19 protein-coding genes are annotated in these 20,757 nt (G+C 51.7%); 14 read left to right on the top strand and 5 right to left on the bottom strand.

The window, feature by feature from the left end; all coding sequences use genetic code 11:
- Nucleotides 1-9: 9 nt before the first annotated feature.
- On the bottom strand, nt 10-1,836 hold the full coding sequence (locus tag OCV64_RS12855) for a CvpA family protein (RefSeq protein WP_262670259.1): 1,827 nt from the start codon (nt 1,834-1,836) through the stop codon (nt 10-12).
- A gap of 201 nt (nt 1,837-2,037) precedes the next feature.
- Between OCV64_RS12855 and OCV64_RS12850 the strand changes: the two genes are divergently transcribed.
- From OCV64_RS12850 to OCV64_RS12830, 5 genes are all read left to right on the top strand, one after another.
- Entirely contained in the window at nt 2,038-2,802 is a 765-nt protein-coding gene (locus OCV64_RS12850) for a MerR family transcriptional regulator (protein ID WP_262670258.1), read from the top strand.
- Between the two features lie 125 nt (nt 2,803-2,927).
- Nucleotides 2,928-3,311, top strand: coding sequence for a BlaI/MecI/CopY family transcriptional regulator (locus tag OCV64_RS12845; RefSeq protein WP_147571816.1), 384 nt, complete (start codon nt 2,928-2,930; stop codon nt 3,309-3,311).
- The gene (locus OCV64_RS12840; RefSeq protein ID WP_262670257.1) at nt 3,304-4,788 is read left to right on the top strand and encodes a M23/M56 family metallopeptidase; all 1,485 of its coding nucleotides are present in this window, start codon (nt 3,304-3,306) and stop codon (nt 4,786-4,788) included. The genes OCV64_RS12845 and OCV64_RS12840 overlap by 8 nt, the downstream gene beginning before the upstream one ends.
- A gap of 149 nt (nt 4,789-4,937) precedes the next feature.
- Nucleotides 4,938-6,581, top strand: coding sequence for a SulP family inorganic anion transporter (locus OCV64_RS12835; protein WP_262670256.1), 1,644 nt, complete (start codon nt 4,938-4,940; stop codon nt 6,579-6,581).
- Entirely contained in the window at nt 6,578-7,105 is a 528-nt protein-coding gene (locus tag OCV64_RS12830) for a dihydrofolate reductase family protein (RefSeq protein WP_262670255.1), read from the top strand. The genes OCV64_RS12835 and OCV64_RS12830 overlap by 4 nt, the downstream gene beginning before the upstream one ends.
- Nucleotides 7,106-7,149: 44 nt before the next feature.
- Here OCV64_RS12830 and OCV64_RS12825 read toward each other — a convergent pair whose 3' ends face one another.
- Nucleotides 7,150-7,782: a Crp/Fnr family transcriptional regulator gene (locus OCV64_RS12825; protein WP_262670254.1), complete on the bottom strand. Its 633-nt coding sequence runs from the start codon at nt 7,780-7,782 to the stop codon at nt 7,150-7,152.
- A gap of 75 nt (nt 7,783-7,857) precedes the next feature.
- Complete coding sequence (locus tag OCV64_RS12820; protein WP_262670253.1) at nt 7,858-8,397, bottom strand: DUF1697 domain-containing protein; 540 nt, start codon at nt 8,395-8,397, stop codon at nt 7,858-7,860.
- Nucleotides 8,398-8,848: 451 nt separating this feature from the next.
- On the opposite strand from OCV64_RS12820, the gene leuC reads away from it, so the two are divergent.
- From leuC to OCV64_RS12795, 5 genes are all read left to right on the top strand, one after another.
- Nucleotides 8,849-10,105 (top strand): 3-isopropylmalate dehydratase large subunit, encoded by a 1,257-nt coding sequence (leuC, locus tag OCV64_RS12815; protein ID WP_262670252.1) that lies wholly within the window; start codon nt 8,849-8,851, stop codon nt 10,103-10,105.
- Nucleotides 10,106-10,283: 178 nt separating this feature from the next.
- Entirely contained in the window at nt 10,284-10,769 is a 486-nt protein-coding gene (locus OCV64_RS12810; RefSeq protein WP_147571809.1) for a 3-isopropylmalate dehydratase small subunit, read from the top strand.
- Nucleotides 10,766-11,842 (top strand): 3-isopropylmalate dehydrogenase, encoded by a 1,077-nt coding sequence (gene leuB, locus OCV64_RS12805; RefSeq protein WP_147571808.1) that lies wholly within the window; start codon nt 10,766-10,768, stop codon nt 11,840-11,842. Before OCV64_RS12810 ends, leuB begins: the two co-directional genes overlap by 4 nt.
- Nucleotides 11,843-12,016: 174 nt before the next feature.
- On the top strand, nt 12,017-13,216 hold the full coding sequence (locus OCV64_RS12800; protein ID WP_262670251.1) for a pyridoxal phosphate-dependent aminotransferase: 1,200 nt from the start codon (nt 12,017-12,019) through the stop codon (nt 13,214-13,216).
- Between the two features lie 140 nt (nt 13,217-13,356).
- Complete coding sequence (locus OCV64_RS12795; RefSeq protein ID WP_262670250.1) at nt 13,357-14,643, top strand: AI-2E family transporter; 1,287 nt, start codon at nt 13,357-13,359, stop codon at nt 14,641-14,643.
- 45 nt (nt 14,644-14,688) lie between these two features.
- Here the strand turns inward: OCV64_RS12795 and OCV64_RS12790 are convergent, their stop codons facing one another.
- Nucleotides 14,689-15,930, bottom strand: coding sequence for a 6-phosphofructokinase (locus OCV64_RS12790; protein WP_186852597.1), 1,242 nt, complete (start codon nt 15,928-15,930; stop codon nt 14,689-14,691).
- A 142-nt stretch (nt 15,931-16,072) separates the two neighbouring features.
- On the opposite strand from OCV64_RS12790, the gene fba reads away from it, so the two are divergent.
- Together fba and OCV64_RS12780 are read left to right on the top strand one after the other, a co-directional pair.
- On the top strand, nt 16,073-17,038 hold the full coding sequence (gene fba, locus OCV64_RS12785) for a class II fructose-1,6-bisphosphate aldolase (RefSeq protein ID WP_147571804.1): 966 nt from the start codon (nt 16,073-16,075) through the stop codon (nt 17,036-17,038).
- A 101-nt stretch (nt 17,039-17,139) separates the two neighbouring features.
- Nucleotides 17,140-17,649 (top strand): amidase domain-containing protein, encoded by a 510-nt coding sequence (locus OCV64_RS12780; protein ID WP_186852596.1) that lies wholly within the window; start codon nt 17,140-17,142, stop codon nt 17,647-17,649.
- Between the two features lie 46 nt (nt 17,650-17,695).
- Here the strand turns inward: OCV64_RS12780 and OCV64_RS12775 are convergent, their stop codons facing one another.
- Nucleotides 17,696-18,094 carry a hypothetical protein gene (locus OCV64_RS12775; protein ID WP_186852595.1) on the bottom strand — a complete coding sequence of 133 codons (399 nt, stop codon included), beginning with the start codon at nt 18,092-18,094 and terminating at the stop codon, nt 17,696-17,698.
- A 417-nt stretch (nt 18,095-18,511) separates the two neighbouring features.
- Between OCV64_RS12775 and OCV64_RS12770 the strand changes: the two genes are divergently transcribed.
- On the top strand, nt 18,512-19,690 hold the full coding sequence (locus tag OCV64_RS12770; protein WP_186852594.1) for an ABC transporter substrate-binding protein: 1,179 nt from the start codon (nt 18,512-18,514) through the stop codon (nt 19,688-19,690).
- Nucleotides 19,691-19,831: 141 nt separating this feature from the next.
- The gene (locus OCV64_RS12765) at nt 19,832-20,743 is read left to right on the top strand and encodes a branched-chain amino acid ABC transporter permease (protein ID WP_262670249.1); all 912 of its coding nucleotides are present in this window, start codon (nt 19,832-19,834) and stop codon (nt 20,741-20,743) included.
- Nucleotides 20,744-20,757 lie beyond the last annotated feature (14 nt).

Below are 20,757 nucleotides of genomic sequence, written 5' to 3'. Positions count from 1 at the left end.
CTGTGTGACTTATGCCTTGGGCTGTGTGATAATAGCGGTGAGGCCATCGGCTCCGCCGATGATGCCGATCTGCTCACTGTCCAAAGGGCTGAAAGATGAGTCCGCGGGCTGGGGGGTAGTGTCGGTGGGGCTATCAGCTTCGCCGATGACGTCCAAAATGGCCAGGGAATAGCCGTCCAGAATACTGCTTTGGCTCCCTTCGGCGGCCACCGCGTGGTCAATGGTGACCAGGTCCCCAACATTCAAGGTGACTACCTCACGGTTCTGAGCGGCGGAGATGGAGTAAAACACGTCCTCTCCCTCCAGACGGACGAAATAGTAGGTGTTGCCCTCCAGCACAGCACTCCGAATTTCTGCCACAATGCCGCTGACCTGCGTCTGGGGAAGCTCTTCCGCCTGTGTTACTCCCTTTTCGGTGAGCTGACGGATATAGGCCTGCTCACAGGCGGTGACTGAGTTTCCAGTAGCCACGATATCATATCGGGCCACATTGACCATAGCGTAACTCTTTACCAAACTGGCTGCATCCTTAAGGGGGATGAAATAGGTGGGCTCTCCAGCGATGTTCAGCAGCAGGGGGAAGGTAGCCTCATATCCCAAGTCCTGGACCACGCCCTGTGCAGAAGCCATGGCGGCATACTCTGTAGCGCCGGGAGCATCATAAAATTTGGTCTCCTTGGTCCTCTGGTTACTGAGCAGGAAGCCTAGGTTGGACTGGTCAGCGTTTGCGGAAGTAATACCAGTATACACATACACGTCATCGTTGAGAGCGATATAGTTATACCCCTCGGTGGTGACAGTCACACCCCGCTGGCCCAGAATGGAATTGATGAAGCCGTTGACCAGGGTTCCATGGTAATCGTACTGCTCCATGATCAGGGCGGGGGTATACACATTGTCTACCCAGGTTGGGACTTCGCTGATGTCGTAATAGACGCTCTCCCCGGTAATGGCGTCGCACAGTACGGCCCCCTGGATATCCCGGCCACCGAACAGACCGATGGTCTTGACCACTCGGGGAGCGATCCACCAGGGGTGTCCATCCTCGTCAATCTCAAATTGGGGGGTGTCAAAGAGAAAAGTGGGGTACTGGAAACGGAGATGGCGCATGATGTTCCGGTTCAGGGGCTCGGAGAAGGAGTACTTCATGCCCTCAGTCAAGCGAGTAACTGTGGCCTCCTGGGTGACCATGTCTACCAATACATAGGCGGGCAGGCCCTCGCTCCGGTTGGTAAACCACTTGATGAGATCAGCGTAGGCGATAGGAGCCACCCGGACAGGCCGCCCCTGGTAGTTGATCTGGGTGGAGTCATTGGAGTATTCAAACTGACTGACCATATCGCTGAGTGTACCCATCTGACGGTCACCCAGATACTCGGCGGACTCCCGATCTAGAGTGGGGATCTTATCAAAAGAGATTTGGCTGATGTCTTCCGTGAACTTACCATCCTCTACTGTGAGCAGATCCCGGTAAGAGGACGCGCGGAAGATGGGCAGGGAAATAATCTGCCCCACCAGCGCGACCGCCAATACCACCACGAACAGGATGCCGACCGGAAGACAGCGGCTTTTGACAAACCGGACCCACTCCTTCAGCTTTTCAGCCGGGGTGCGTACCACGTTGTCTCTGGGGGCACCGGACAGCAAAAACACACAGATCACATAGACGACACATAGAAGGGCGAGGAAGGTGTAAAAATCACTGGACTGGGGATTGATGGCAGGCAGACTGACATAAAAGTAGAGGAAGCCAACCACCGCTGTGATGACCAGACTGAGAAGGGTGCGCCCAAAGCCTGTTTTGAGGAAAGGGGACCCAGACCGTTCTTTTTTCAAATTAATTCTCCTTTTATCATAGTTCTGATGGTGCTGAAAAAATATCATAATATATCATAGACGATTTTTTAAAAAAAAGCAATCAAGAGCGCATTAAAATTGGATAAAAACGGAACCGCTGGAAGAAATGAGAAAATAAAAAAACAGGGTTGACTTTTACGCAACGTCAACTGATACAATGCAGAGCAAGGAGGGAAAGCGATGGAATATTCGATTCAGGAAATGTCGAAGCTGGCTGGCGTGACCACCCGCGCGCTGCGCTGGTACGACAAGATCGGCCTGCTGAAGCCGAGCCGTACCGCTGAGAGCGGATACCGTTATTATGGCCCGGCTGAGGTGGACCGACTCCAGGATATCCTGTATTACCGTGCCCTCGGGGTGGAGCTGGCGCGGATACGGGAAAGTCTGGACGACCCCTCCTTCAATCGATTGTCTGCCCTGCGGAGCCATCTGTCCACGTTGATGGCAGAAAGGGCCAGAATCGAAAAGCTGATAGGTTCTGTAAAGGAAACTATCCTGTCATTGGAAAGGAATGATGTTATGATGGATGAACAGAAATTTCAGGCTTTTAAGCGGCGTGCCGTAGAGGAAAATGAGAAAAGATATGGGGCGGAGATCCGCCAAACATACGGTGACCAGGAGATGGACCAGGCCAATGCGTCTGTGATGGGGCTGACACAAGAGCAGTATCGTCAGTGGGAGTCTCTCGGTCAGGAGATACGCTCCAAACTTCGGCAGGCTGTAGAAATGGGTGACGCCCCATCGGGAGAGAAAGGGGAGGAGCTGGCGGCTCTCCATCGCCGCTGGCTTACGATCTCCGGAAATCAGTATGATGTGGACAGGCATAAGGGACTGGCCGAATTATATGTGGCAGATGAGCGGTTTACCGCTTACTATGACAGAGAGACAGATGGATGTGCACAGTTCCTGCGAGATGCCATCCTGCATTGGGCAGGTAAGCTGTAAGGAGAAGGAGGCGGGCGCCCGATCTGTTCGGGGCCCGCCTCCTTAAAAAATCCTTGACAAAAGCAGGTTACAGTTGTAGACTTATAAAGGGTTACAAGTGTAGACTGCTTTAGGAGGTAGGTACCATGCAGGACATAGCGGCCAAAATATCAGATTCAGAGCTGGAAGTGTTAGAGGTGCTCTGGGAGGCAGAGGAGGCCCTGCCCATCGCGCCCATACGAAAGCGGCTGGAGGAGCGCCGTGGCTGGGACAGCTCTACAATCAAGACTCTTTTGCGCCGCCTGTGCGAGAAAGGGGCGGTAGAGGCCAGAAGGAGAGAGTCCTTTTATTATCGCCCTGTCTTGAACAGGGAGGATTATCAGCGATGGTCTACCCGCTCTCTGATTCAGAGGGTTTACCGGGGAAGTGCCAAAGATTTGGTGGCCAGCCTGGTGCGGGGAGATCAGCTGACCGATCAGGACTTAGATGAGCTGAGGGCTCTGCTGGACCGGGAGGGGAGCCATGGCTGATCACTTGCTGCTGCTGATGTCGCTGTCCCTTTCAGGAAGCCTGATGGCTGTGACAGTGGCATTTTTCCGCACCCTGTTAAAGAAACGAACCCCGAGAGCCTTTTGGTATTATCTTTGGCTATTGGCACTGCTCCGGTTCCTGTGCCCTCTGGGTACCCAGCAGAGCCTGAGTGACCGGCTGATGGAGCGGCCGGCGGAGCTTTGGGTGACGGTTTCTGAAGCAGGGGAGGGGCGGCCTGTTCCGGAAAAGGAAGGGGCCATCACGATTGCTGGAGAGGGAGATAAATCGGAAACGAAATTTTGGCCTTATGTACTGGCTGCCCTTTGGGGCTTAGGCGCTATCACCGCGCTGGCGGCCCGCTATTTTGGCTGCCGCCGCCTCCGGCAAGAGCTGGACAGAACGGCTTACCCAGCAGACGAATGGGAACAGGCGGTCTATCGGCAGTTGGCTGGCAGGCGAAAGGACGTCCCACTCCTCTTGCGGACAGGGGGAGTCGAAAGCCCTGTACTGATCGGCCTATTCCGCCCCATCATTTACCTTCCAGAGGAGAAGCTGGAACGACGCGCCCTGCTCTATGCCCTCTCCCATGAGCTGGTCCACTGGCGGCGCCGGGACCTGGCCTATAAACATCTGGTGGTATTGGTGACCTCGCTGTACTGGTTTGATCCAGTTGTCTGGCTGATGGCAAGGGCCATAGACAGGGATAGCGAGCTGTCTTGTGACCAGGAGGTGGTCAAAAATATGTCCCTGCACCAGCGGACGAACTATGGAAGGACGCTATTGTGGGCGGCGGAGCGCCAGGGCAGGGGAGTGCGTCCTCTCTCTGCACCCTTTGGAAGTCAAAAAAATTGTTTGAGAGAAAGGATTGAGGCGATTATGAAGGTAAGAAAAACATCAAAGCTGACAAAAGCGGCCCTTTGGGTGGTGACAGCCGCCGCAGCGATCTCTTTTGTAGTGGTAGGGGCCTACGCGGGCGGAGAGCGTACCTCCTCCGCGGCGGAACCGACTGTAGTACAGGGGCCTGTGCCGTCGGAGGAGGTGTCCGTCCCTGCCGAGTTGTCCTGGCCCTTTGAAGGGGGGCAAGAGGTCAAGATCAGTGCCCTGTTTGAAGGCAGAGTCCACCCAATTACCGGGAAGCGATCGGAGCATATGGGGATCGACTTCGTTTTGGAGAAGGAGACCCCCGTGCTGGCTGCCGCTCAGGGTACAGTGACCGAAGTGGGCTATAACACGGAGTACGGCAATTATGTGGAGCTCTCCCACGGCGGAGGTCTAAGCACCAAATACGCCCATCTTGTGTCTGGCGATTTCTGCCAGGAGGGCAATCAGGTCACAGCTGGTCAACAAATCGGGGCGGTGGGAAAAACAGGAAAAAGCACCGGATACCACCTCCATTTTGAAACGATGCTGGATGGAGTTTGGGTAGACCCTATGGACTATTTCCCAGAGGCGAGGGTGACCAACGGGGCGGCATAGGAAAGAAAATTGAAAGCTGTACCATATGCGGGGCCGTTTTTCGGCCCCGTATTTTTAATATGAAACAAAATAGAGAAAACCCTTGAAAAGGGCTGGAATAGCGACTATGATAAAAAAGTTGTGTGTTTTATTATTGAGGAGGAGAAAAGATGACTGATTTAAAACCCCAGCTTTTTCGATGTCTAAAGGGCTATTCCAAAGATCGGTTTTTGAAAGACCTGGCCGCAGGAGTGATCGTCGCCATTATTGCCCTGCCGCTCTCCATTGCTTTGGCTCTGGCCTCTGGTGTATCTCCGGAACAGGGCCTCTATACAGCTATTGTGGCTGGATTCTTGATCTCTGCCTTGGGCGGGAGTAAAGTGCAGATCGCAGGTCCCACCGCGGCCTTTGCCACCATTGTAGCAGGTATCGTGGCCCGCAGCGGAATGGCTGGACTGGCTACGGCTACTTTGCTGGCCGGCGTCATGCTGGTACTGATGGGGATTCTTCATATGGGCAGTATGATTAAGTTTATCCCTTATACTATTACAATCGGATTTACTGCCGGTATCGCAGTCACAATCGTGATTGGCCAGCTAAAGGATTTCTTTGGGTTGACCTTTCAGCAGGCCCCTGTAGAAACGATGGAAAAGCTGGAAGAAGTGGTTCGAACCTTCCATACCGTCAACCCGGCTGCCATGGCGGTTGGGATACTGTCCCTGTCGATCCTGCTCCTCTGGCCTAGGGTTTCGCAAAGGATACCTGCCTCACTGATCGCGGTACTGTTGACGGCGGCGGTGGTTGGGCTGCTAGATCTGCCGGTCAATACGATTGGCGATCTCTATGTCATTTCCAGTGCGCTGCCTGAGTTCCAAATGCCCGATCTGTCCTATGAGACAGTGTCCGCGGTCCTGCCGGACGCCTTCACCATCGCTGTGCTGGCGGCCATCGAATCTCTGCTGTCCGCAGTTGTGGCAGATGAGATGATCGGCTCACGGCATAATTCCAATATGGAACTGGTGGCCCAGGGGGTAGGAAATAGCGCCTCGGCCCTGTTCGGAGGTATTCCAGCGACCGGTGCCATCGCGCGTACCGCCGCCAACATCAAAAACGGCGGCACATCCCCTGTGGCCGGCATGGTACACGCTCTGGTGCTGCTTCTGGTTCTGGTCCTTCTGATGCCTTACGCGGCACTGATCCCGATGCCCTGCATAGCGGCCATCCTATTCCAGGTGGCCTACAATATGAGTGGCTGGCGTACTGTACTGAAGGTAGCAAAGACTTCACCCAAAAGTGACATCGCGGTTTTGGTCCTCACTTTCATCCTCACAGTAGCCTTTGATCTGGTGGTGGCCATTGGGGTGGGGTTGTCCCTGGCCTGCCTGCTGTTTATGAAGCGTATGGCCGACGTAGCGGTCGTCAAGGAGTGGGAGTATGTGGAGGACACGGGAGATGAACAGGGCCGCCTGAAGCCTGTACCGGCCTATGTCATGGTATATGAGATCAGCGGTCCTATGTTTTTCGGCGCCGCCGATAAGATCCCACATATGGAGCGGGACAATGGATGTCGGGTTCTGATTTTGCGGATGCGGTCAGTCCCCGCTATGGATATCACAGCCTTAAATGGTCTGCGCCGCCTTTATGACGAGTGTGTAAGAAAAAATATTAATGTAGTATTTTCCCATGTGAACGAACAGCCCATGTCAGTCTTTCGAAAATCTGGTATGTATGATTTAGTAGGAGCGGAAAATTTCCAGCCGAATATCGATGTAGCGCTGGAACGAGCTATCTCAATAGGTGGTATGCCTGTATGAGAAAGGTTATTCTCTATATTGCCGTGAGCTTAGACGGTTTCATCGCAGACCGCCAGGGAGGGGTGGACTGGCTGGAACAGGCATCTAAGGGTGAGGAGAACAGCGGCTATGACGAGTTTATCCAAAAGGTCGATACTGTTCTCATGGGATATAAGACCTACCATCAGGTGACCACACAGCTCTCTCCAGATCAGTGGCCCTATCAGGGGTTGACGACCTATGTATTGACCCACCGCCATCTGGACGATCAAAAAGGCATCCATTTTTTTAACGGGCCGTTGGATCAACTGTTAGACTGTTTGAAGGAAGAAAAAGGGAAGAATATCTGGTTGTGCGGAGGGGCAGAGCTGGTCCGCCAGGCGGCAGAGGCCGGCCAAATCGACCAGATTCGTTTGACCATCCTGCCTGTCCTGCTGGGGGGCGGCATCCGCTTGTTCGGAGAGCGGGAGGAGAGTACCTTCCTGCATCTGACTGACTGTTGCAGGCGGGGAGAAATGGTAGAATGTATCTATGACAGAAGGTAAACAGAACAGGAAAGGGAGGGAAAACCGATGGTTTTCCCTCCCTTTCAAACTTGACAGGTTTTTTTCAGGGCTTCTATATCCCATACGAAGATGGTGCTGTAGCCCAGTTCAATGATGCCCTGCCGAGCCAACTGGTTCAGAACACGGCTCACGGTCACTCGGCTGGCAGATACAGAGGAGGCGATGTCCTCCTGTGTACAGCGGACCGGGCCACCGGTGGGGGAGAGTGACAGCAGATATCGGGCGATCCGCCATTGCGCCGGGCGGAAGGCCATCTGGTCCAGTTGAGTAGAGAGCAGGCGCACAGTTCTGGCAAGATATTTCATCATAGCCAGGGCCAGTTCTGGGTCCTTTTCAATCTCCTCGGTGACCAGCTCCCGGTCAATCGCCACGATCTCACAGCTTGTGAGGGCCACAGCAGAGGATACTCGCGGCAGCTCGTCAAAAAAGGAGGCCTCTCCAAATAGGCTGCCAGGGCCGTAGACATTGAGCGCCCGCTCCGCGCCGTCCTCTGACTGGATGAAGCTGCGCACTTGCCCCTCCTTCAGATAGTAGAAGCAGGTGGCCTCGGTCCCCTGAAGATAGATCAGATAGCCCGGTGAGCACCGGATTGGGGGACGCCCCTGGGCAAAAGGCGCCCAGATGTGAGCGGGAAAGTCCAAATCAAAGGCATTCATATAGCGTATCGCTCCTGATCATCAACTGATATCGAGACAGATTAGAGTTCGTCCTGATAGGGAGGGGAGAAGATGTTACATTCCAACCAGTTTCCTGACAGTGTTTGCCGTTCGGATGGTCAGTTTTCTACTAATAGCGGCGCTGGCGGTCTTGGGCCACCAATTTGTTTTCTGATAGTCCTTCCGGCTGAATGACCAGAAGATAGCTTCTTTATAGTTCTGAATCTGTTCCAGTCCTTCTCTGGGCGCCCCAATCTCGTCCGATACCTGGGAAAAGACAGCCGGCGGCATAATAAAGATCAGGTTATCGTATATCCCTTCTCGTCCGGCGCCCCACCAAGCGGGGGCGTTTTGCAGGATATCCTCCAGCTCCTGCCTTAAGATGACAAAGACCGGTATGTCAACACCAAATTTGACTTTTATCATGCTCTCAATCTGACTGGCTAATTCCTCTCTGCCGTTCCGGTCGCTAGAAAAGAGGACATTTCCACTATTTAGGTATGTTTTGACCGCTCCAAAGCCCAGATTTTCAAAACCTGTTTTTAGTTCCGCCATGGGAATTTTATTTTTGCCGCTGATATTGACGCCCCTTAAAAAAGCGATGTACAGATTCATTGAATCAAGCTCCTATCTGATTGCCTATATTTTTATCTGAGTGTTTCTGACCGGATCATTTCACATTGACAGTGAAAGAAATGGAGAATCTCATTTTTAGAGAACGGCCAGCAAGGTTCTTCACCATACTCATCTTGGAAAAAATCGATCATTTCTTCGCTGGTCATTGGAGATAGACTCGCCTTATAGCCTCGCCAAAACTCAAGTTGGATTTCCTGCCAATCCTTATAATTCTTCTTGCTTATAAGGATACAATCTTCCAAGTAGATCAGTGTTGCCCTATTTTTGCCCATCCTGCTCACTCCTGAAAATGGCATTTGTCATTTTGGGCTGCCAACGGCTCCCGTCAAAAAGAGAAAAATCAATTTTTGATTTAATTGTAACATAGTTTACATTCTTTTTCAAATCCGTCTGCTACCATATCGTTAACAACGGCAAGGAGGTAAATTTTATGGGAATGACCATGACACAGAAGATACTGGCCAAACACGCTGGACTGGAACAGGTGGAAGTAGGGCAGCTCATTGAGGCCAAGCTGGATATGGTGCTGGGGAATGACATCACCACTCCTGTGGCTATTACCGAGTTTGAAAAGGCCGGATTTACCCAGGTCTTTAACAAAGATAAGATCACCATTGTCCTGGACCACTACACCCCCTGCAAGGACATCAAGTCGGCCCAGCTGTGCAAGCAGGCCAGAGAATTTGCGCATAAGCACCAGATCACAAACTTTTTCGATGTGGGCCAGATGGGCGTGGAGCATGCTCTGCTCCCAGAAAAAGGCCTGTGTGCCCCCGGTGAGATCATCGTAGGGGCCGACTCCCACACCTGTACATACGGAGCTCTGGGAGCCTTCTCCACCGGCATCGGCTCCACCGACATGGCTGCCGCCATGGCCACGGGACTGCTGTGGTTCAAGGTGCCCTCCGCCATCAAGGTCACATTGAAGGGCAAGCTGCAGCCCCATGTGTCCGGCAAGGATGTCATCCTCCATCTTATCGGGACCATCGGAGTGGATGGAGCTCTGTATCAGTCCCTAGAGTTCACGGGCGAGGGAGTAGCTTCCCTGACCATGGACGACCGTTTCACCATTTCCAACATGGCCATTGAGGCAGGGGGCAAGAACGGTATTTTCCCAGTAGACGAGAGGACCATGGAGTATATTAATGGCCGTGTGAACCGCCCCTGTGAGGCATTTTGCGCCGACTCCGACGCCGTATACGAGCGCGAGGTGGTCATTGACCTCGACCAGTTGGAGCCTACTGTGGCTATGCCGCATCTGCCGGAAAATACCAAGGTGGTCAGCGAGGTGGCTGGGCTGCCCATTGACCAGGTGGTCATTGGCTCCTGCACCAACGGACGTATCCAGGATCTGCGCATCGCCGCCGCTATCATGAAGGGGAAAAAGGTGGCCGCAAATGTCCGGTGTGTTGTTATCCCCGCCACACAGGAGATCATCCTTCAGGCCATGAAGGAGGGACTCATTGAAACCTTTATCCAGGCCGGGGCAGCTGTATCCACCCCAACCTGCGGCCCCTGTCTTGGTGGTCATATGGGCGTCATGGCGGAGGGAGAGCGTACCGTTTCCACCACCAACCGCAACTTCGTGGGCCGCATGGGCCATGTGACCAGCGAGGTCATCCTGGCCTCTCCCGCTGTGGCCGCCGCCTCCGCCATCGCCGGGTGTGTAGCCGATCCACGCAAGTAAAAAGCAAAGCCTTTTATTGAGGTTTGCATTAAAATTTAGAAGTTAGGGATTACCAGGGAGCACACAGCTTGGTAAAACCTGCCTTGAGCTTCTGGAGCGAAAGGACACCATGTGTTTCTCATTCTTAACTCCCAACGACAACGACTCCTTTGACTTTGAACAGAAAGGAACAACTCCTATGAAAGTATATAAATACGGCGCCAACGTGGACACTGACGTGATCATCCCCGCCCGGCATTTGAACGACCCCAGCCCCGCCGCTTTGGCCTCCCATTGTATGGAGGACATCGACGCTGGATTCGCGTCCTCTGTCCAGCCCGGCGACATTATCGTAGCCGGTCCCAACTTCGGCTGCGGCTCCAGCCGGGAGCACGCCCCTCTGGCCATCAAATCCTGCAAAGTAAAATGTGTCATCGCCCCCTCCTTTGCCCGTATCTTCTACCGCAACGCCATCAACATCGGGCTGCCTATCGTGGAGTGCGCCCAGGCGGCGGAGGAGATCCAGGCCGGGGACCAGGTGGACGTGGACTTTGCCACCGGAGTCATCACCGATCAGACCACCGGCAAGACTTATCAGGCCGCCCCCTTCCCGGAGTTTATTGAAGGGATCATCCGGAGCGGCGGACTGCTCAACTCACTGAAGGAGCGGGGGGTAGCGAAATGAACTTTAAGATCGCCCTGATTCGGGGCGACGGCATCGGCCCAGAGGTGGTTGGCGAGGCCGTCAAAGTCATGGAGGCCGTAGGCAAGAAATTTGGCCACAGCTTCTCCTTTGAGGATGTGCTGATGGGTGGCTGCGCCATCGACGCGGTGGGCAAGAGCTACCCCGAAGGCACCGCCGAGAAGTGCAAGGCCTGTGACGCTGTGCTGTTAGGCGCGGTGGGCGGCCCCAAGTGGGGCCACGCCTCCGACCCGGAGAAGCGGCCGGAGACCGCCCTGCTGTCTATTCGCAAAGACCTGGGGCTGTATGCCAACCTACGCCCCGCCGCCCTGCGCCCCGCCCTGGCGGACGCCTGCCCCCTGAAGAAAGAGACGGCGGAAAAGGGCATCGATCTGATGATGGTGCGGGAATTGACAGGCGGCATCTATTTTGGCAAGCGGGAGCGGTATCAGACTGAGGACAGGGGTGAGGAGGCATCTGACCGGATGGCCTACTCCCAGATGGAGATCGAGCGTATCGGACGCCGGGCTTTTGAGCTGGCCCGCCTGCGCCGCCACAAGGTATCCAGTGTAGATAAGGCCAATGTGTTGGAGACCTCCCGCCTGTGGCGGTCTATCATGCACCGTCTTTCAGAGGAGTACTCTGATGTAGAATATGAGGATGTACTGGTAGACAATGCCGCCATGCAGTTGGTGAAGGACCCCAGCCAGTTTGACGTGGTGGTCACAGAAAATATGTTTGGTGACATCCTTTCCGACGAGGCATCTATGGTCACCGGCTCCATCGGACTGCTGCCTTCTGCATCCATCGGTGATACTGCCCCCGGCCTATATGAGCCGATTCATGGCTCTGCCCCGGATATCGCCGGTCAAGATAAGGCTAATCCAATCGCAACGATCCTTTCTGTGGGGATGATGTTCCGCTATTCCTTCCATCTTCCACATGAGGCTGATGCTATCGAACAGGCGGTAGATGCCGTGCTGGCTGAGGGCTGGCGGACCCAGGATATTGCGAAGTCGGGAGAGCAGACCATTGGCACGGTTCAGATGGGAGAGCTAATCCGAAGGAAACTATAAAAATAGAAGAAAGAGATCTGGTTCGCCAGGTCTCTTTTTATTTCTCTTTCCCGGAGGCAACAAGTAGAAATTGCAAAATTAATTTTTTTCTCTTGCATTTTGAATCGTAATCGAATATAATATGCGTTGCAAAAATTGGGCCTCAGAATGAGAGGTTGAAGGAGGACACATGATATGAAGGAACTGTCTAAGATCGCCCTGGCAGTGGAGCCCTCTACTACTATGGCCATCGACGCTATGTTTAAGCAGATGAAGGCGGAGGGGCAGAATGTCATCGGCTTTGGTGCTGGAGAGCCTGACTTCCCCACCCCTGATTATATTAAGGAGGCTGGTATCCAGGCCATTCGGAACAACGAAACGAAATATACCCCTGCAGCCGGCACCATTGAGCTGCGCAAGGCTGTCTGCCAGCGGCTGAAGGAGGACTGCGGTGTAGACTATGAATATACCCAGATCGCTGTGTCTAACGGCGCGAAGCCCTGTGTCTATGTGGCCCTCCACGCGCTTGTCAATCCAGGGGATGAGGTCATCTTGCCCGCTCCCTACTGGGTCAGTTATATCGAGCTGATCCGTATGGTGGGCGGTGTTCCGGTTGTGGTAGAGGCTACCGAGGCAGAGAATTTCAAGATTACGCCAGAGAAGCTGGCCGCCGCCATCACCCCAAAGACCAAATGTATGATCCTTAACAACCCATCAAACCCCACTGGCATGATGTATAGCCGCCAGGAGCTGGAGGCCATCTCTAAGGTCTGTGTGGAGCAGGATATTTATGTCATCTCTGACGAAATCTACTACGGGCTGGTCTATGACGGCGGACAGTTTGTCAGCCTGGCTGCCTTAGGCGAGGATATTAAAGAGCGCACCCTGCTGATTAACGGCGTGTCCAAGTCCTATGCCATGACCGGCTGGCGAATTGGCTATGTGGCTGCCCCCGCCAAGATTGCAAAGGTCATCGCCAATTTCCTCAGCCATTCCACTGGCTCCCCCTGCTCTATCTCTCAGAAAGCCTCGGCTCTCGCACTCTCCGCTTCTCAAGACTCCATTGAGGAGATGCGCAAGGCCTTTGAGGAGCGGCGCAACTATATGGTGGAACGGATGAATCAGATTGAGGGGGTCAGCTGCATCAAGCCTGAGGGCGCTTTCTATGTGATGATGAACATTGAGAAGCTCATTGGAAAAGAGCTCCATGGTACGGTGATTAAAGACTCTGATGACTTCGGAAACCTCTTCCTGAAGTACGGGAAGGTGGCGGTTGTCCCCGGGACCGGCTTTGCGGCGCCGAATTTTGTCCGCTGGTCCTATGCCACCTCTATGGAGAACATCAAAGAGGGACTGGACCGTCTGGAGCGATTCCTGGCGGGAGAGACAATCTGAATACGATGAAAAATGGCCGTCCCTATGGGCGGCCATTTTCAATCATTAAAGTTTTGTGAAACTTTTAAGAAAGAGTAGCGGGGGAGAAGAAAATACGATATAATGAAAACAACGATCAAGAAGAAAGCGGGTGGGCTTGTTTGAAGAGAGAGAAGTACGGGCCATTTATCGCGGCGGGAGTCACGGCCTTTTGTGTGGTGACCGCGGCAATTTTACTGTTTTTCCTGATCTTCAACGCCGCCTCGGTCCGTGCTTTTTTCACGACCTTATCACATATCCTGCGCCCTATTTTTATGGGGATGATACTGGCCTTTCTGTTGCTGCCAATCCAAAGGCATATCCTCCAGTTTATGTTGGCCATGACACCAAATCAGAAGCTGAAAAACAAGAACGATGTCCGATTTTTATCTATAATATCCATTGTCTTGAGTCTGCTGGTTGCCTTTATCCTGCTGTATCTGCTGCTGGCCATGGTAATTCCCCAGGTATATGACAGCATCGTCGGATTGGTCATGGCTTTCCCAGAGTACATTGAGAGCGCCCAGGTGTGGTTGTTAACCTTCCTGGAGGACAATCCAGAGATACAGTCCGCTATCATGCCTATCTATAACTCGGCGGCCACCTCTCTGGAGCAGTGGCTCTCCTCAGATATCCTGCCCAATTTAGAGTCGGTGTCCTCCACGCTGGACTGGCTGCGAGCTACGGTCCTACCGAACATTACCGGAGTTGTGTCCGGTGTATCCGCTATTTTGTTGGCTGCCTTACTGCTGATCAAGGACCTGTTGATTGCCATCATTGTTTCTGTCTATCTCCTTGTTCGGAAGGACACGTTTGCTGCTCAGAGTAAGAAGATTGTTTACAGTATCTTCCGTACAGACCACGCTGATTTGATTGTGTCTGAAACGAGAGAAGCCTACCGCATCATGAGTGGGTTTATTAATGGAAAGCTGTTGGATTCTCTCATTATCGGAATTATTTGTCTGGCCTGTTGTAATCTCTTTCACTTTCCCTATCCGGCTTTGGTTGCGACCATCATTGGTGTGACCAATGTGATTCCCTTTTTTGGTCCATTCATTGGAGCGATTCCCTGTATCCTGCTGATCTTTATCATCGATCCCATCCAGAGCATATATTTTGCCATTTTTGTTTTAGTGCTTCAGCAGTTTGACGGAAATATCCTGGGTCCTAAGATCTTGGGTGAGTCTACCGGGTTGGCCTCTTTCTGGGTCTTGTTTTCTATTATTCTGTTTGGCGGACTGTTTGGTTTTGCTGGGATGGTGCTGGGAGTGCCAGTATTTGCTATGATCTACAGTATAATCAGGCGGCTGGTCTGCTATGGCCTGCGCCGTCATAAGCTGCCAACTGAAACAGAGGTGTATATGGGGCGTACAGGCCCCATGTCCCTGCAAAATGGTCATAAGGAATAAAAAATCAGCCCCGGAGAGCAGCTCCGGGGCTGATTATATTTTAGATTACATATCAGTGGTCAGCACTTTCTTCAGATGGGCGAAGCGGGGGAGGGAATGTTCCTTGGGAGCGTCAGTTTCGCCTTGGATTAGGGGGAGTACATAATCGATGAAGGGCTGCTCCACGCCGTTTCCGGCCTCGTTGATCCACTCACGGGGGACCTTCTTCTCGAAGTTAGCCACGATGTCCAATGGCTCCAGAGAGGTCTGGCACTGATAGCCGCCTTCACGGGTGCATTTGAAGGCCACCATCTTATCGGTTGTGCCGGCCACAGCGGCTTCAACAGCAGCGGAGCCAGCCTGCCAGGCTTCTTCGACATCGGTCTTGGAGGCGGCGTGGGAGGCACAACGCTGCAGCAGAGAGAGCTCGATTCCCCGGACCTTGGCGCCAGTGTGCTTCTTGATGACATCAGCCAGCATTACGGCCAGGCCGCCCAACTGAGCGTGGCCGAAGCCGTCGGTGGCGGAGGTTTCCGCCTCAGACACGAACCGGCCATCGGCGTAGTGGATACCCTCGGATACAGCGACCATGCACTTGCCGGTCTTATCATAGATGCTCTTGACATCGGCGATGAACCGGTCCATATCGAAGTCCACTTCGGGCAGGTAGACAAGGTCGGGACCACAGCCGGTGAGGGAAGCCAGAGCGGCCGAACCGGCCAGCCAGCCGGCGTGACGGCCCATGATCTCAATGACAGTGACCATGCCAGTGTCATAGACGTGGGCGTCCTGCCAGACCTCGGCGCAGGAGGTGGCGATATACTTGGCGGCAGAGGCGAAGCCGGGGCAGTGGTCTGTGCCGTTCAGGTCGTTATCAATTGTCTTGGGCACGCCCATGATGCGGCACTCATAGCCTACCTTCTGCATATACTTAGAGATTTTATTGCAGGTATCCATAGAGTCATTGCCGCCATTGTAGAAGAAGTAGCGGACGTTGTACTTCTGGAAAATCTCAAGGATTCGCTTGTAATCAGTGTCATCCTTGTCGGGGTCAGCCAGCTTGTAGCGGCAGGAGCCCAAAGCGGAAGAGGGGGTATACTTTAGAAGATCCAGTTCAGCGGGATCCTCCTGGGACATATCATACAGCTTGTCCTCCAGTACACCTTTGATACCATGGGCAGCACCGAGAACACGGGTAATGCAATCGGACTTCAAAGCGGTCTGGATGACGCCCTGAGCGCTGGCGTTGATGACAGCGGTGGGGCCACCAGACTGGCCAATGATACAAGCTCCGGTCAGTTTCTCCATGTTTGCTTCCTCCTTAAATATAAAAATACGTGGAAAAATGATTTAACTCAGAAATTCTCTTCTAAATTCTAGCACAGATACTTGTAATTATCAACTGTTAATGGTACAATAAGGATTACCAAATTCAAAGGAGATGGTAATTATGCCATTGGTTACTACTACAGAAATGTTCAAGAAAGCCTATGATGGCGGTTACGCAATCGGTGCTTTCAACGTCAATAACATGGAGATCGTTCAGGGCATTACCGAAGCTGCTAAAGAAGTCAATGCTCCCCTGATCCTCCAGGTCTCCAAAGGGGCCCGGGCTTATGCGAACCACACCTATCTGATGAAGCTGGTGGAGGCTGCTGTGATTGAGACCGGCCTGCCCATCTGCCTGCATCTGGATCATGGCGACAGCTTTGAGACCTGTAAGTCCTGTATTGACGGCGGCTTTACCTCCGTTATGATCGACGCCAGCTCCAAGCCCTTTGCCGAGAATATTGAGATCACCAAGAAAGTGGTGGAGTACGCCCATGACCACGGCGTGGTGGTTGAGGCGGAGCTGGGCGCTCTGGCTGGCGTTGAGGACGAAGTGAATGTGTCTGCTGAGGCCTCCCATTATACCCGCCCCGAAGAGGTGGAAGAGTTTGTGTCCAAGACTGGCTGTGACTCTTTGGCCATTGCTATCGGCACCAGTCACGGCGCCTATAAGTTCACCGCCGCTCAGTGCACCCGTAACGAGAAGGGCGAACTGGTGCCTCCGCCCCTGCGATTTGACATCTTGGATGAAGTTGTGAAGCGCCTGCCCGGCTTCCCCATTGTGCTTCATGGCTCCTCTTCCGTGCCGCAGGAGTTTGTCAAGATGATTAATGAGAACGGCGGAAAGATGCCCGATGCCGTCGGTATTCCTGAGGAGCAGCTCCGTCAGGCCGCCCGTGGCGCTGTGTGTAAGATCAATATTGACTCCGACCTGCGTCTGGCCATGACTGGAACCATCCGCAAGTTCATGGCTGAACACCCTGATAAGTTTGATCCCCGTGAGTATCTAAAGCCTGCCCGTGCCGCTATCCAGGCTATGGTTAAGCATAAGCTGATTGATGTTTTGGGCTGCGACGGTAAGGCCTGATAATTTTCAAAAAGCAACGACTCCGGCCCCAGATCCGCTACGGCGGGTCTGGGGCCCTTTTCTGATCTCTCTGCATAAGATGAGAGAAGGGGGGAGGAAGAATGCTAAAAATCATACCTTATGACCGTTTTGCTGGAGTTTCCTATGCGCACCGCTGGGCCTATGAAAGAAACCCTAAATATATGAATTTCGATGAATTAGGAGGGGATTGTACTAACTTTGCTTCCCAGTGCCTCTATGCCGGGGCTGGAGTCATGAACTTCACACCCACCTTTGGCTGGTACTACAACAGCGGGAAAGACAGGGCTCCGGCGTGGACAGGGGTACCTTATTTTTTTAACTTTTTAACGAGGAAGCAAAAGACACCCGGTCCATTTGGGAGAGAGGTCCTGCTGGAGCAGGTGGAACCGGGCGATTTTATCCAGCTTCGTTTCTCCGGACATCAGGAATTTAGCCATAATCCAATCGTGGTAGAGATAAAAAGAGAGAATGGGCCGGGCTCTATTCTTGTGGCCGCGCATAGTCAGGACACGGATTTTCGTCCCTTGAGCACCTATCCTTATGTACAGCTAAGATGTATCCATATCTTAGGTACATATCAATGGGGATGAAAGATACCATTAAAAAGCACCCAAAGTAGATACTTTGGGTGCTTTTTTAATGCTTCTTTGAATTGCGATGGCTTAGTTTCCTCAACCAGATCACCACTCCGGCCAGCAGAAGAACGATAACAAGAGTCAAAGCCGAACTAATAGTAGACATCATATCATAGGTGAGAAAAGGAAGAACTTCAATGGAGAAATTCTGTATGATAATGACACCATTCTCGGTAATGGTCTGAGTAAACATTTGATTCTGCAGCATACAAACAGCAGATTCCACCAGAGCGATAATGCCAGCAATAGCATAGATGAGGCGCAGAGGGAGGCGGACTCGCATCTGATCTTCCTCTGAAATATCAAAAAAACGGTACATCTGTCCAGAACCTTTAATTGAAACATAAAACAAATAAAAAGCAACGATTAATTGAAAGGAATCAAGGAATGCGGTAGGCATGGGTTCCTCCTAAAATACTGTTTAGCGAAATAAAAGTTAACAACAATAATAATATATTGCGGACCAATGATTGTCAACTGATTTAGATGCCACTTCACTTTGAATAAAAATTGAACTGCCTACAGACTCATAGGGTAATGCAAGAATGCAGCCATTAAATTTCATTATAATATGACTGAGTTTCAATTACAATAATTTTATCTTTACGACTTAAACAAATTTTGGCTACAAATTTGACATATCATACAAAAAGAATAAATATAGAAATGTTAGCGTTGACATTTTGCATGTACTGATATTAAAATAAACAACAAGAATTTGATTCCATAATAAGAGATAATATTTCATAATATGAAAAAACGATATTAAAGAGAAGTCTCTCTTTAGTATAATATTTGATCAAACAGGAGGAAAACAATGAAAAAGGTTCTTGCATTTGCGATGGCTTTGGCGATGGTGTTTTCCATGGCCGGCTGTGGAAACGGTAGTAATAGCGGCTCTACCAACAGCGGCGGAGATGAGGTAGAAACATTAAAAATTGGCGTTGTTTGCCCCATTTCTGGTGTCTCTGCTATTGCTGGAAAGTACATTACGAATGGTGTCGAGGTTGTAGAGAACGAGCTAGGCGGTAAGATCGACATTAAGGGCAAAGAGTATAACATCGAGTTCATTTACATGGACAATGAGGCATCCGAGGAAAAAACAACAAATGTGTTTCAGAAATTAATTGAGGAAGAAAAGGTTATTGCTATAGTCGGCCCTGATATGTCCAAATGCGCATTGGCTGCTGGTCCGATTGCTCAGAATGCCAAATGCCCCATCGTTACTACCTTTGCGACTAACACTGCGGTTACTGAGGTAGGCGACTATATTTTCCGGGCCTGCTTTATTGATCCTTTCCAAGGGCAGATGGCTGCCCAGTATATCTGGGAGTCCGGATATGAGACTGCCAGCATTATGTTCAACAACGCTGATGCCTATGCGACTGGACTGAAGGACGCATTTATTGAAAGCTATGAAGCGCTGGGCGGTCAAATCTTGGCTATCGAAGAGTATTCCGGCTCTGATGTTAAGGACTATAACGTCCAGTTGACGAAGCTGGCCGCTGCCAATGCAGAGAGTGTATTTTTCCCCAACCTGCTGAGTGAGCTCGGCCTCCAGATCCAGCAGGCCCGCTCCGCTGGCATCACTTGCCCCATTATCTGTGGTGACTCTGCTGATACTCCTGAAGTCGGACAGGTGGCTGGTGCTGCTGTGGATGGCGTAGCCTATGTTTCCGCTTTTTCTGCTGAGTCTACCGATCCCGCTGCTGTTGAGTTTGTTGAGAAGTACACTGCCCTGCATCCCGATGAGCAACCCAATTCCAATGCTGAACTGGCTTATGAAGCTACTATGATGGTTCTCTATGCGTTGCAGAATGCAGAAGAGCTGACCCGCGATGGTGTCCGTGACGCTCTGGCTTCTATTGAGAATCTTCAACTGCCCTCTGGTCCTATGACGATGGGTGAGGATCGTAACCCCATTAAGGGTGGCGTGGTTATGCAGTATGATGCTGATGGTGTTTCCCATTATGTTTCTTCCATCAATCCTAGCTGATTTCTTTTGGATTTTTCATCGGTGACATAGGGCAGCAATTCTTTCTTAGGCATAACTGAATGTGCCGGCTGCGTTTGATACCAGCCGGCACATTTCCTTTCTTAGTAAATCCATTTTTTAGACATGATAGGAGGCGTTCCTGTGGCTACGATCCTACAATACTTAGTTTACGGCTTGCAATTGGGCAGCGTATATGCGTTGCTTGCATTGGGCTATACCATGGTCTATGGGATTGTTGGCATGATCAATTTTGCTCATGGTGACTTTTTGATGATTGGTGCATTGGGCACCTATTTTATTGCTCAACTTTTCTCCAGCTATCAGATTGATGGAACATTCCCAATGCTTATTGTAGGGATTATCATATTGATTGCTATGCTGGGCACTGGCGGAATCGCTGTAGCGACTGAGGCGATTGCTTACAGACCTCTGCGCAATAAACCTAGAATGATCGCGTTGATCACAGCTGTAGGTGTCTCCATGTTTTTGGAGAACTTTCCAAGGGCCTTACCTTTTATTGGCCCGAATCCTCGCTCGTTCCCCACACTATTTACGCCCAAAACCTTTAATGTTTTAGGGGCGTCTATCACTTCGACCCAGATTATCATGATCATATTGGCTGCTGTTACTATGATGGCACTATATTTCATGGTGAATGGCACAAAGATTGGTGGACAGATGAGGGCCGTCAGTATGGACAAGGATGCAGCTTCTTTGATGGGTATCAATGTCAACCGCGTCATTTCCATCACATTCTTCGTAGGCGGCGCTCTGGCCGCAGTGTCTGGTATTTGCTATGCCAGTGCCTATCCTCAGGTTGATGTGTATATGGGTTCCTGGCTGGGCAATATGTCATTTGTCGCAGCCGTTCTGGGTGGTATCGGTGATATTAGGGGGGCCATGTTGGGGGGCTTTATCCTTGGAATCGCCCAAATATTTGCTACCGCTTTGAACTCTACCTTCGGCTATGCTGTCGGATTCATTATTTTGATTGTTATCCTTTTGGTCAAGCCTGCCGGTATCATGGGCAAGCTGGTCATAGAGAAAGTTTAAGGAGGGGTGATCTT

The sequence above is a fragment of the Muriventricola aceti genome (assembly GCF_025567565.1).
Taxonomy (GTDB): Bacteria; Bacillota; Clostridia; order Oscillospirales; family Oscillospiraceae; genus Lawsonibacter; species Lawsonibacter aceti.
The sequence above is the reverse complement of the archived record's forward strand: the minus strand, read 5'-3'. Positions and strand labels throughout refer to the sequence as shown.

What these genes read in the sequence shown, in the direction of transcription:
- OCV64_RS12850 (WP_262670258.1), top strand. Translation starts at nt 2,038, where the DNA reads ATGGAATATTCGATTCAGGAAATGTCGAAGCTGGCTGGCGTGACCACC.
- OCV64_RS12845 (WP_147571816.1), top strand. Translation starts at nt 2,928, where the DNA reads ATGCAGGACATAGCGGCCAAAATATCAGATTCAGAGCTGGAAGTGTTA.
- OCV64_RS12840 (WP_262670257.1), top strand. Translation starts at nt 3,304, where the DNA reads ATGGCTGATCACTTGCTGCTGCTGATGTCGCTGTCCCTTTCAGGAAGC.
- OCV64_RS12835 (WP_262670256.1), top strand. Translation starts at nt 4,938, where the DNA reads ATGACTGATTTAAAACCCCAGCTTTTTCGATGTCTAAAGGGCTATTCC.
- OCV64_RS12830 (WP_262670255.1), top strand. Translation starts at nt 6,578, where the DNA reads ATGAGAAAGGTTATTCTCTATATTGCCGTGAGCTTAGACGGTTTCATC.
- OCV64_RS12825 (WP_262670254.1), bottom strand. Translation starts at nt 7,782, where the DNA reads ATGAATGCCTTTGATTTGGACTTTCCCGCTCACATCTGGGCGCCTTTT.
- OCV64_RS12820 (WP_262670253.1), bottom strand. Translation starts at nt 8,397, where the DNA reads ATGAATCTGTACATCGCTTTTTTAAGGGGCGTCAATATCAGCGGCAAA.
- leuC (WP_262670252.1), top strand. Translation starts at nt 8,849, where the DNA reads ATGGGAATGACCATGACACAGAAGATACTGGCCAAACACGCTGGACTG.
- OCV64_RS12810 (WP_147571809.1), top strand. Translation starts at nt 10,284, where the DNA reads ATGAAAGTATATAAATACGGCGCCAACGTGGACACTGACGTGATCATC.
- leuB (WP_147571808.1), top strand. Translation starts at nt 10,766, where the DNA reads ATGAACTTTAAGATCGCCCTGATTCGGGGCGACGGCATCGGCCCAGAG.
- OCV64_RS12800 (WP_262670251.1), top strand. Translation starts at nt 12,017, where the DNA reads ATGAAGGAACTGTCTAAGATCGCCCTGGCAGTGGAGCCCTCTACTACT.
- OCV64_RS12790 (WP_186852597.1), bottom strand. Translation starts at nt 15,930, where the DNA reads ATGGAGAAACTGACCGGAGCTTGTATCATTGGCCAGTCTGGTGGCCCC.
- fba (WP_147571804.1), top strand. Translation starts at nt 16,073, where the DNA reads ATGCCATTGGTTACTACTACAGAAATGTTCAAGAAAGCCTATGATGGC.
- OCV64_RS12780 (WP_186852596.1), top strand. Translation starts at nt 17,140, where the DNA reads ATGCTAAAAATCATACCTTATGACCGTTTTGCTGGAGTTTCCTATGCG.
- OCV64_RS12775 (WP_186852595.1), bottom strand. Translation starts at nt 18,094, where the DNA reads ATGCCTACCGCATTCCTTGATTCCTTTCAATTAATCGTTGCTTTTTAT.
- OCV64_RS12770 (WP_186852594.1), top strand. Translation starts at nt 18,512, where the DNA reads ATGAAAAAGGTTCTTGCATTTGCGATGGCTTTGGCGATGGTGTTTTCC.